8 protein-coding genes and 1 pseudogene are annotated in these 11,455 nt (G+C 47.1%); 3 read left to right on the top strand and 6 right to left on the bottom strand.

Annotated elements, in window-relative coordinates; genetic code table 11:
* The 6 genes and pseudogenes from BCU12_RS02770 to BCU12_RS02745 all read right to left on the bottom strand — a co-directional run.
* A pseudogene (locus tag BCU12_RS02770) lies at window positions 1-165 on the bottom strand (aerotolerance regulator BatA); the annotation flags it as partial.
* Window positions 162-668: a DUF4381 domain-containing protein gene (locus BCU12_RS02765; RefSeq protein WP_102402862.1), complete on the bottom strand. Its 507-nt coding sequence runs from the start codon at window positions 666-668 to the stop codon at window positions 162-164. The pseudogene BCU12_RS02770 and the gene BCU12_RS02765, both read right to left, overlap by 4 nt.
* Entirely contained in the window at window positions 669-1,631 is a 963-nt protein-coding gene (locus tag BCU12_RS02760) for a DUF58 domain-containing protein (protein ID WP_102402861.1), read from the bottom strand.
* Window positions 1,632-1,643: 12 nt separating this feature from the next.
* Window positions 1,644-2,675 carry a MoxR family ATPase gene (locus BCU12_RS02755; protein ID WP_102402860.1) on the bottom strand — a complete coding sequence of 344 codons (1,032 nt, stop codon included), beginning with the start codon at window positions 2,673-2,675 and terminating at the stop codon, window positions 1,644-1,646.
* 155 nt (window positions 2,676-2,830) lie between these two features.
* Complete coding sequence (locus BCU12_RS02750) at window positions 2,831-5,158, bottom strand: tetratricopeptide repeat protein (RefSeq protein ID WP_102402859.1); 2,328 nt, start codon at window positions 5,156-5,158, stop codon at window positions 2,831-2,833.
* Between the two features lie 150 nt (window positions 5,159-5,308).
* Complete coding sequence (locus tag BCU12_RS02745) at window positions 5,309-6,856, bottom strand: arylsulfatase (RefSeq protein ID WP_102402858.1); 1,548 nt, start codon at window positions 6,854-6,856, stop codon at window positions 5,309-5,311.
* Between the two features lie 343 nt (window positions 6,857-7,199).
* Between BCU12_RS02745 and BCU12_RS02740 the strand changes: the two genes are divergently transcribed.
* From BCU12_RS02740 to BCU12_RS02730, 3 genes are all read left to right on the top strand, one after another.
* Window positions 7,200-8,765, top strand: coding sequence for an arylsulfatase (locus tag BCU12_RS02740; protein ID WP_102402857.1), 1,566 nt, complete (start codon window positions 7,200-7,202; stop codon window positions 8,763-8,765).
* 254 nt (window positions 8,766-9,019) lie between these two features.
* Window positions 9,020-10,462 (top strand): TolC family protein, encoded by a 1,443-nt coding sequence (locus BCU12_RS02735; RefSeq protein WP_241909729.1) that lies wholly within the window; start codon window positions 9,020-9,022, stop codon window positions 10,460-10,462.
* A complete protein-coding gene (locus tag BCU12_RS02730) occupies window positions 10,459-11,454 on the top strand; it encodes an efflux RND transporter periplasmic adaptor subunit (RefSeq protein ID WP_102402855.1) in 996 nt (331 codons plus the stop codon). The genes BCU12_RS02735 and BCU12_RS02730 overlap by 4 nt, the downstream gene beginning before the upstream one ends.
* Window position 11,455: the final 1 nt, after the last annotated feature.

The raw sequence follows: 11,455 nt of genomic DNA, 5'->3' as shown, positions 1-11,455 counted from the left end.
CACTAAGTCATCAAAGAATGGAACCTTGATAGCCATCTGCTTCGTTCGGTAGGCAGGAACAAGCAGGTAAACCACAATAGGGAGTGGCAGAATAAGAAACCAAAGCGGATACGAAAATTCAAAACTTGAAGCCGATAAATTATCGAATAAGAGGGCGAGGTTCATTGATTACCCTCCGCGACTTTATGCTGTGTAATCCAATACTCTGAGTACGCAATCAGCGCTTGCTTTTGCTCTTTTGTGAGCTCAATTGATCGGCTTTCTAAACTGCGCATCCAGATGTGTGCTGTTTCCTCATCCAATCCAACCCTAGACTGAGAGGACAGAAGATAGCCTTCTAACCGTTCAAGAAAATCATGGCCAAACAAATTGGCGTGCCCCGGTTCGATGTATCGAAGCACGGCCTTTAAAATGGCAAATACCTTGTTAGGTGCATGACTGTCTTCGATAGAGATGGTCTTTAATGCCGCTAGCGCTTCACCTCTGTATCGATTATTCCACCAACGAAGTACAAATCGATAAGACAGATAAATCGCGCCAATCATCAGCAGTACAGAAACAACCTTCCAACCGATGGTTTGTGGCATCCAACTGATACTGTCGGGCACGGCCACGTCATGAAGTTCTCTGAGAATATAAGTGCTCGGTGGGGTATGTTCGACACTCATCTATCGCCCCCCAATGCACTTTTGGAATTGAGCAATGTGCTCTCCCGACGTATTCAGTTCTATAAAGGGAAGCTGCTTTACGGCCATTAGGCGGCTAAGTGATTTTTTTTGAATATTGGCTTTTTTAGTCAGCCCCTCGCTTGCACTAAAGACCTTGGAAGCGCTGTCTAGGTTAAGCTGAAATCGTCCATCACCGACAACCCAATTCGCCTTCGCCACTTCATCAGGCAAAGCGTGTTCAAGTGGGTCGCTCACCATCACCGAAAGAATGTCATTGTGGCGTTGAAGCTGTTTAAGGTGGTCTAAGTTCTTCTCAGAACAGTCGCGCCAATCGCTGATAAAAATCAGTGTTGATTGCTTCAGCCCTGAACGCTTTATGACTTTGAGCCAATGGTCAAAACTCACATCATCACTGTTTACCGAATTCACATCTAAGCTTTGGTTCGCTTTCACTAGGTGTTTCAATTGCGCTAACAAATCGTTTTGTGAACGCTGAGGCTTAGAATGCGTAATGGTTTTTGATGAGGCGACGATAAAGCCAACTCGGTCACCATCTTTGAGTACGCGCCAGCCGCACAAAGCCGCAATTTCAGCCGCCACCACAGACTTCATCACCTGATTTGATGCGAAAAACATCGCACTACGCTGATCCACACAAATGATGATGTTACGGTCTTTTTCTTCGGTGTAGCTACGCACATGAGGTTTTCCAGTCCGCATCGTGACTTTCCAATCAAGGTTGCGAATATCATCCCCCAACTGATAGTGGCGTAACTCTTCAAAGTTGAGACCACGACCTCGAAACAGAGAGTGATGGCGTCCTGATAAAACACTCCCCGCTTTTAAGTGCGGCAGCAGTGAAAATGCCTCGGCTTGAGCTTGTAGGCGTACTAAGCGAGCGTAATCACAATATAAGCGTTCATCATGACTGTCGGGCTTGGGAGGATTCTGTGGCTTAGCCATGTTGCCCCCAGGTTATCCGATTTCTACGTGATCGAGTAACTCTTCAACCACGCGTTGATGACTGATTCCATCAGCGAGTGCGTCGTAGGAAAGTGTAAAGCGATGACCAAGCACCGCAGGGAGCATCGTTCTCACATCATCTAACGTGACATGGTCACGACCCATTAACCAAGCATTGGCTCGAGCGCACTTGTCAAGTGCAATAGACGCTCTCGGACTTGCGCCAATGTCTATCCACTTAGACAACGAAGTCTCGTGATACCGTTCTGGTTTACGCGTCGCCATCACCAGCGCTACGATGTAATCTTCAACCAGTTCTGACACTTCAATATTTGGAAGCTGACGTCTCGCTTCGATCACAAGTTCAGGTTCAATGTGCAGAGGATGAGCATCGACCGAATGCGTTTCTTCATTCGCTTGGCTCGACGCCTCAACCAACGTTCCTTCCAAGGTTTCAACCAACATTTCTTCTCGGCGTACAAGGCGAATGATCTCTCGCTCAGCCTCATCTTCCGGGTAATCTACGGAGACTTTCATGATGAAGCGATCCATTTGCGCTTCTGGAAGTGGGTAGGTGCCTTCTTGTTCGACCGGGTTTTGAGTGGCCAACACCATGAACAGTTCGGGTAAAACATGGGTTTGACCACCGACGGTAATGGTCCCTTCCGCCATGGCTTCAAGCAATGCAGCCTGTACTTTGGCAGGAGCTCGATTGACCTCATCAGCTAAGACGATGCTATTGAATATAGGACCAGCCTGAAAATGGAGCTGCGGTTTGCCATCGAGATCTTGGTAAACTTCTGTCCCAGTGACATCAGAAGGCAACAGATCCGGAGTAAATTGAATGCGTCCAAAACTCGTATTCAACAGATTGGCGAGCGATTTCACAGACCGAGTTTTTGCCGTACCAGGCAGCCCCTCTAACAAGACATGGCCGTTGGTTAGTAAACCAATAACCAACGCTCGTACGACATGGCTTTGCCCAATGACACTTTTTTCTGTCTGCTCAATGAGTTGGTTTATCGCTTGTTGTGCTTGATTCATCGTTCACCCTTCCATTTAATCTGGCTGTGTACATCCTACTCACAAGCTTTATAACTATTGGTTATACACACCATACCGAGACAAGGTTTCCACACCTTTTTAGGCATGACAACGTGACTCTTTTTACCCTCTTGCTCTTGCTCATACACTTACACTTAAAGCTGCCGTGACTCTGCTAAAGCCTTCAGTCGACTCATGGCCTCTTTGGGCGCGATACTGCCAAGAGACAACATGCATTGGTTATACGCTTGCTCAATTCGACCTGTTTTGAAGTTACGAGCCAGCACTTCACACTGTGCGTAAAGGTACTGCGGATTTCCTCCAAATTGATACGCCTTACTAAGTGCGTCACTGGCGAGCAGTACATCTTCACTTTCCATTGCCAGGCCATAAACATACCAATATTGTGGGTTTTGCTGCGCATTATCTGCCGCCTGTTTCAATAACCGACGAGCCTGGGGATACTCTTTAATCCTGAGCAGTGCTAACCCTTGGCTATAGGGTAATACGCTGGAATTCGGTTGAGCCGCCAACCCTAAGGCCAGTGTTTCAATCGCTTTATCCTCATCGCCTTGCATTCGATACAGATCCGCCAAATTGACATAACTGTTTTCGAAATATGGCTCAATCCCGATTGCTCCTTGGTAATAATCAACCGCCAACTCATATTGCCCAAGAGAGCGGTAAACATTCCCTAGGTTCGTTCGCCCAAATCCTCTGTCAGCGTTGAATTTCTGAATCTCAATATAATCTTCCAGTGCCGTGTTAAGCGCTTCTCTTTCAAATAATGTCATCTCTTGCCAATAAGTGACCAGAGCGCCCGCCGCTTCTGCCCGAACAGATAGCACTGAATCGGTTAGCAGCGGCTCCAAAATCTGCCAACGGTCTTTAAATGGATACCCTGATGAACCTGCAATTGCGCCCAGCCTGATCATTTCGTTGTCATGCTTTACCGCTCTCGCTAAAGAAACCAGCGTATTTTGCCCTGTATTCCCCGCCATGCGTTCAAGGCTCGATGCCCGAATGATGTCACTAAGACTAGAGTCTTGCGCTGAATACGCGAGCGCATCAGACGCTCCTCGATGACCAATGGAATCCGCATAAAATGCGACAGAAAAGTGCTGTTGATTTCGGTACTTGGATTGAGGAAACCATTCACTGACCTGCTTGTCTGCCCACGCTGCGTCTTTGTCCTCATGACACGCGGTACAAACATTGGGCGTGCCGATGTGCTGGCTGATATCTGCTCTGGGAACATGCCAGCTATGATCTCTGCGCGGGTCAACTTCCATGTAAGTCGTTTCGGGCATATGGCAGGTGGTGCATTTTGACGCTTCGGTGTTCGCTTGATGAAAGGTGTGGTTTTCTGGCGTGTATTCCGATGCAACGTGGCATTGACTGCACACGGCTTCTTCTGGAATTTTCAGTTTAGCGCTGTGCGGATCATGACAGTTGGTACACGTTACGCCTTTTTCTGCCATGGCTGATTGCAGGAACGAGCCGTAAACATAGTCTTCATCAAAGATTTGACCATCATGATGATAGAGCTCTGGGGTAATCAGACTGAGTCGATACTTATCAAAGAATGACCCTTTGACATGATCCCCCGTTTCATTCAATTGTGTTCGCCGACTATGGCATTGAGCACACGTCTGTAGCTGATTGGTTTCAATGATTTCTTTCGGTTGTAATGTGGATTGATTTTCTTGATAGACCCACTCTTTCACAGCCTTTGATAGGTTACGATTAAAGCCGTAATGGGTTGTGGCACTAAACCCGTCATTAGAGCTCTTTCGAGCGGCATTCAACTCTGCGAGTTCAATGTGTTGGCTAGCAGGCCCATGGCAAGCCTCACACCCGACATTAATCTCCGACCACGTCGTATTGTAAGTATTGCTCTCTATGCTGTAGTTCTTTTCTAGATTGGTCGAGTGGCAATCGGCACACATAAAATTCCAGTTCTGACCCGTATTGGTCCAATAAAACTCGTCCGTCACCGTGGTGTCTGGGTACAAATGAAACCATCGCTGTCCTCCTTCTTTTTCGCTTCTAGAGTCCCATGCGAAAGGAATGAGTTGCACTCGTCCGTCTTCAAACTCCACCATGTATTGCTGCAAGGGCTCAAATGCGAACGTGTAGCTAATTTGGTAATCCTGAAACTTTCCATCCGGCCCTTGGATGTAGACCCAAAACTCTTGGCCTTTTCGGAAGAAACGGTTAGCTTTGCTTTTATGAGTTACCGTCTTATCGTTGAAGTCACCAAGAACGGTCTCCTCAGTCGCGTGTTTCATCGCCATATCATGATGCGATCCTTGCCAAGCGATTACTTCGTCGTTATGGCAATCGATACAAGCGTCACTACCTACGTAACTAACTTTGCTCGACTCCAAATGATTCGTCGCGTAAAGAGAAGGGGCAGAGAGCAACAGAGTAATAAACACCAAAAACACTCGACATGATTGAGCAACCGCGCTGCGATCCATAGCTTTCCTTGCTGTTGAATAGAGTCAAATAATCATTCAAAGATAGAGGGTTTTTTTCTTTCTAGACAAGGTTTTAGAACAATTTAAATGGGTTTTGATACGTATATCAAACAAAGGGCTCAAAAGAGCCCCTTGTTATTGATAACCTAACTATTTATTAGGGTTTTCTTGGAGCTTTTCCATAACCTGGTCAAGAGAGAAGCTCGCAGCCTTTTGGCGCGGCGGATACTCTTGGAAGGTTTTTAGAAACTCCCCTACATAAGCCTGAGCTGGAACAAACATATAGGCATGATCAAGCAGCCAGTCATAGTAGGTGTTCGATGTAATGTCGGCGTTCTCGTATGGGTCCATACGCAGGTTGAACAGCTTAGGCAATCGGAGCGTTACAAACGGTTCCGCCCAAATAGCCATGGTGCCTGTTGCACGCTGCTCCATAAACACTGCTTTCCAGTTGTTATAACGCAGTGCCGCCAGATCACCGTCATCCGTAAAGTAGAAAATTTCTGCTCGACGGCTTTCTTGCTCTTCACCCGTTAGGTAAGGCAGGAAGTTGTATCCATCAAGATGAACCTTAAAGGTTTTGTCTCCAGCTTGATGCCCTTTGAGCAGTTTCTCTTTGATTTGGTCATCACCTGCCGCCGCAAGGAAGGTTGGCATCCAGTCCATGTGGTGCATGATTTCGTTAGAAACAACGCCCGCTTCAATTTTACCCGGCCAACGTACCATCGCAGGAACACGGTATGCGCCTTCCCAGTTGGTATTTTTCTCGCCACGGAATGGAGTGGTACCCGCATCAGGCCACGAATTCATGTGTGGACCGTTATCCGTAGAGTAGAAAACAATGGTGTTGTCTTTAATGCCCAAATCATCGACTTTTTTCAGTAACTCCCCAACGTGGTTATCATGCTCAACCATCGCGTCGGCGTAGTAACTGATCCCCGTTTTGCCTAGGTTGCCTTCTTTAACGTGTGTTCTAAAGTGCATGCGAGTGGCATTCCACCAAACAAAGAATGGTTTATCTGCTTTGACCGCTCTGTCCATGAAATCTAGCGCGACTTCAAGCGTTTCTTCATCGACGGTTTCCATACGCTTACGAGTCAATGGACCGGTGTCCTCAATTTTCCCATCAGCAAAAGACTTAATTACCCCACGAGGGCCAAACTTCTTACGAAACTCCGGATCGGTCGGGTAATCCTCGTTCTCTGGCTCTTCTTCGGCATTCAGGTGGTAAAGGTTGCCAAAAAATTCGTCGAACCCGTGTGCTGTTGGAAGAAATTCGTCTTTATCGCCAAGGTGGTTTTTACCAAATTGGCCTGTCATATAGCCCATTGGTTTTAACAGCTCTGCAATGGTGGCATCTTCGGCTTGCAAGCCAATGTCAGCGCCTGGCAGTCCTACTTTACTTAGGCCTGTTCTTAAAACACTTTGCCCTGTAATAAACGTTGAACGGCCTGCAGTACAAGACTGCTCTGCATAGTAATCGGTAAACATCATGCCTTCTTTGGCGATGCTATCGATGTTTGGCGTTTTGTAACCCATTAGACCAAACGTGTAGGCACTGACATTAGATTGACCAATATCATCGCCCCAAATCACCAGTATGTTCGGTTTGTCTGCGGCGAAGCTCGTGCCCGCAACCCCCATTAATGTGGTGGCTAGAATAGCCAACCGACGTTTGACACCATATCTTGCTGTCATAGAAACCTCTTTTAAGTTATTTGCGTCCTGCCCTAAAACATATAGTTCACTTTTCGAACAGAATCGAGGTTAACTAAGTTATTAATATTTTTGTTATTTTGATTCTCAATTTTGAATCTTAGATTTTTCTCATCATGAGTCTTCTTTTGACTCAGATCACACCCAATTTGATTCTCAAGTTACACCAACTAATTAAAATACCATTAAATAACAATAACTTAATGTCGACACATAACAATTGGTTATAGTCACTATAAAAGGACAAATTCGCCAATAGAGATTAATGTTCCGCCAACGATGCGTGGTTGTAACGCATTAATCACTAACAACAATTGGAGTCCTTATGGCTACCCAAATCAATAAACTTGCATTGGGCGTTGGCTTACTCGCCGCATCTACAGCAGTGACTGCCGCTGAAAAACCCAATATTCTTGCTATCTGGGGTGATGACATTGGTGTATTCAACATCAGTGCATACAACAACGGTATGATGGGTTACGAAACACCGAACATCGACCGTATTGCTAACGAAGGCGCACTCTTTACTGACCACTACGGTCAACAGTCATGTACTGCTGGCCGTGCTGCATTCCTAACGGGTCAAGAACCTTTCCGTACAGGTCTATTGACTATTGGTATGCCAGGCTCTGACCACGGTATTCCAGATTGGGCGCCTACGATTGCTGACCTTCTGAAAGAGCAAGGCTACATGACGGCTCAGTTCGGTAAGAACCACATGGGTGACCAAGATAAACACCTTCCAACGAACCACGGTTTTGACCAGTTCTTCGGTAACCTATACCACCTAAACGCGGAAGAAGAGCCAGAAACATACTACTACCCGAAAGACCCAGAGTTTCGTAAGAACTTTGGCCCTCGCGGTGTCATCAAGTCTACTGCTGACGGTAAGATCGAAGATACAGGCCCTATGACGCGTAAGCGTATGGAGCACGCGGATGAAGAGTTCCTAGAAGAATCTCTAGCCTTCATGGAAAAAGCGGTGAAAGCGGACAAGCCGTTCTTCATTTGGCACAACACCACTCGCATGCACGTTTGGACTCGTCTACAAGAGAAATACCAGGGCGCTTCAGGCATCAGTATCTATGCTGACGGTATGTTAGAGCACGATGACCACGTGGGCATTCTTCTAGACAAACTTGATGAGCTAGACATTGCTGACAACACCATTGTTATCTACTCAACGGATAATGGCGCAGAAACCGTATCTTGGCCTGATGGCGGCGCAACCTACTTCCACGGTGAAAAAGGGACAACCTTTGAAGGTGGTATGCGTGTACCGCAACTTGTTCGCTGGCCTGGCACAATCGAACCAGGAACTAAGATCAACGACATCATGGGTCACCAAGACTGGATTCCAACCCTTCTCGCCGCTGCGGGCGATGATAAAGTGGTTGAGAAACTCGCGTCTGATAAAGGTGCTCGTTACAACAATAAAGATTGGCGTGTTCACCTAGATGGCTACAACTTCCTACCTTACTTTGAAGGCAAAGAAGACAAAGGCCCGCGTGAGAGCATGCTTTACTTCTCTGCGAATGCCGAGCTAAACGCAGTGCGTTGGAATGACTTCAAGATTTCATTCGCGGTCATGGAAGGCAACATTGTTGATGCCGTTCGTTTCCAACCAAACTGGCCACAAGTTGTTCACCTACGTGCTGACCCATTCGAGAAAGCACCACACGAATCTGGCATGTACCTACGTTGGATGGCAGACAACATGTGGCTATTTGTTCCAGTCGCTGGGCAAATTCAAGACTTCATGGCAACGCTGCCAGGCTACCCAATGCAAAACAGCCAAGTGTTGAACCCTGGTAACTTCAACCAAAACACTTTAATGCTGCAAAGCAAGCTTCAATTGCTTGAGCAAGTGAACCAAAAAGTGATGCAGTAACTCACTAAGCAATAGTTATTGAGTGATTGAGTGATTGAGTGATTGAGTCATCCACTCATTGAAAGCCTGAGCCTATATAAGTCTCAGGCTTTTTTTGTCGTTCATCGACCCACACCCCTACTCTGTCTTACCGTCATTGATTAGATTTAACTGGTGTAAAAAGCATCGCACTATTTGGTAAATCCTGTATATTAGAGTTATTACTCTAATTTCTGGTATTCAGAATGATACGACATTCTATTTCATCGTTGAGCATGCTCATCATAAGCCTGACCTCAACTTCAGCAATGGCTGCTCCCATCACCTTTGATCAGGCGTGGCAGCTCTTACAAGAAAACAACCATTCGCTTGCCGCACAAAAAGCCAACGTAGAAAGCTACCAGCACTTAGAGCAAGCCAAAGGGAATCTCAACCTTCCTTCTGTCACACTGGGCGCGAACTACACACGACTCGATAACGACGTCACCGTAACGGGTTCACAACTGGCCGAAGCAACCAGTTTCCCTCATATTGGCGGCGCGTCAGCGGCTATGATGTCGAGCCTGTTGCCCATTCTCGGTGGCATTGAAACAACCGTGGCAGAGAAAGACATTTTCACGTCCTCTATTCGAGCGGTTTGGCCTATTTTTACTGGTGGCCGTATCACGGCAGCGCAAGATGCAGCAAAAGGTCAAACTGCAGAAGCGAAGAGTCAGTTTGAGATGGAAACCCAAGCGCGCTATGAAGACTTGAGCAAGTATTATTTCTCAGTGGTGCTAGCGCGAGAAGTTCTGACAACTCGAAAAGCCGTGGAGAGTGGACTCGCTCAGCACCTCGACTTCGCCGTCAAACTAGAACAACAAGGCCAAATAGCGCGAGTTGAGCGTCTTCAAGCAGAGGCATCGTTTGATAAAGCGAAAGTCGATACACGAAAAGCACAAAGCAACTTAGACATCGCCCAATCAGCACTGAGTAAGATTCTGGCGCAATCCAGTGTCGTTGATCCATCAGATGCCCTGTTTATCAATCAATCTCTGCCTCCGATGCAGGTCTTCATCGACCAAACGCTCAACACTTACCCTGGTTTAGATCTGTTGAATGCCAAAGAGCTGCAGGCCAGCAGTTTTATTAAAGCGGAGAAAGGAAAGTACTACCCTGAGGTTTACCTCTATGGTGATTACAGTTTGCATGAAGACGACACGTTGGCGAGCCAAATGAAACCCGATTGGATGGTGGGCGTCGGCGTGAGCATTCCCATCATCGAAACATCAGGCCGCAGCGATACAGTGAAAGCTGCTAACAGCATGGTGCAACAAGTTCGTCACTTAAAGTCGCAAGCACGTGAAGACCTCTCGGTTCTGGTGCAGAAAACCTACCTTGAAGCGCAGCAATCCATCGATGAAGTGCTTGGGCTTGAATCAAGCATTGCGCTCGCGGGTGAAAACCTAAGTTTACGAGAGAAAGCCTTTAAGCAAGGTCTATCTACCTCACTTGAGGTGGTCGATGCCCAACTTTATTTGGCCAGTATTCAGACCCAGCAATCCGCTGCTCGTTTCCAATACCTTGTCTCTCTCACCAAGCTTTTGGCGCTGACAAGCGAAATGAATACTTACCCGCAGTATCAGTCCAACAGCCATATAACCGTTAGTCTGCTTTCAGACACCAATAACAACCAACCCTTAAACACGTCTCGCTCTTCAAACAAGGAATCACTATGAAATCTCTAAAACCAATACTGGCGTCACTTCTTGTTGCGGGGTTTGTTACTTGGGTTGGCGTTGGGTTCTATCAGGCTTACCAACCTAAACCGATTCGATTGCAAGGCATGATAGAAGCTCAGCAATACAGCATTTCCTCGAAGGTAGCAGGACGTGTTGATCAAGTGATGGTTCGCAAAGGCGATACGGTGGAGCAAGGGCAGTTGATCTTTACGCTGCACAGCCCAGAAATCGACGCGAAACTTGCTCAAGCGATCGCCGGAGAAAAAGCAGCGGGGGCTCTGGCTTCAGAAGCGAACAAAGGCGCTCGTACCCAACAAATCCAAGCGGCCAAAGATCAATGGCAAAAAGCGAAAGCCGCGGCTGATTTGCTTGAAAAGACCTATCAACGAGTGAACAGCTTATTCAATGACGGCGTGGTTGCCGAGCAAAAGCGCGACGAAGTGAAAACACAGTGGCAAGCGGCCAAATACTCTCAAAGTGCTGCATTTCAAATGTATCAGATGACCAAAGAAGGCGCGCGTGATGAGACCAAATTAGCAGCGGCCGAAAAAGCGGTGATGGCAGCTGGCGCTGTCGCAGAAGTGGAAGCATTCGCTGCTGACACACAAATCGAGAGTTGGTTTGATGGCGAGGTTTCGCAAGTATTACTTCAAAGTGGCGAACTTGCGCCGCAAGGCTTCCCTGTGGTTACCGTGATAGACACCAAAGATGCATGGGCCGTTCTCAACGTGCGCGAAGATTACCTAAAACACTTCGCGAAAGGCTCGCAATTTGACGCCTATTTACCCGCACTAGACAAAACCGTCACTTTTGCTGTTACGCATACTGCCGTGATGGGCGATTTCGCAACGTGGCGCTCAACAGACGCCTCTCAAGGTTTCGATCTCCGCACCTTTGAAGTCGAAGCACACCCTGTCGAGACCGATCTGCCATTTCGCATGGGGATGAGTCTTGTGGTTGAGTTACCTAGCGAAAACTCAGTGAATTAGC

Source organism: Vibrio sp. 10N.261.55.A7, assembly GCF_002877365.1.
Lineage (GTDB): Bacteria > Pseudomonadota > Gammaproteobacteria > Enterobacterales > Vibrionaceae > Vibrio.
This window is presented reverse-complemented; position numbering and strand designations above follow the sequence as displayed.

Excerpts from the sequence above, each read along its gene's own strand:
- BCU12_RS02765 (WP_102402862.1), bottom strand. The coding sequence starts at position 668 with ATGAGTGTCGAACATACCCCACCGAGCACTTATATTCTCAGAGAACTT.
- BCU12_RS02760 (WP_102402861.1), bottom strand. The coding sequence starts at position 1,631 with ATGGCTAAGCCACAGAATCCTCCCAAGCCCGACAGTCATGATGAACGC.
- BCU12_RS02755 (WP_102402860.1), bottom strand. The coding sequence starts at position 2,675 with ATGAATCAAGCACAACAAGCGATAAACCAACTCATTGAGCAGACAGAA.
- BCU12_RS02750 (WP_102402859.1), bottom strand. The coding sequence starts at position 5,158 with ATGGATCGCAGCGCGGTTGCTCAATCATGTCGAGTGTTTTTGGTGTTT.
- BCU12_RS02745 (WP_102402858.1), bottom strand. The coding sequence starts at position 6,856 with ATGACAGCAAGATATGGTGTCAAACGTCGGTTGGCTATTCTAGCCACC.
- BCU12_RS02740 (WP_102402857.1), top strand. The coding sequence starts at position 7,200 with ATGGCTACCCAAATCAATAAACTTGCATTGGGCGTTGGCTTACTCGCC.
- BCU12_RS02735 (WP_241909729.1), top strand. The coding sequence starts at position 9,020 with ATGCTCATCATAAGCCTGACCTCAACTTCAGCAATGGCTGCTCCCATC.
- BCU12_RS02730 (WP_102402855.1), top strand. The coding sequence starts at position 10,459 with ATGAAATCTCTAAAACCAATACTGGCGTCACTTCTTGTTGCGGGGTTT.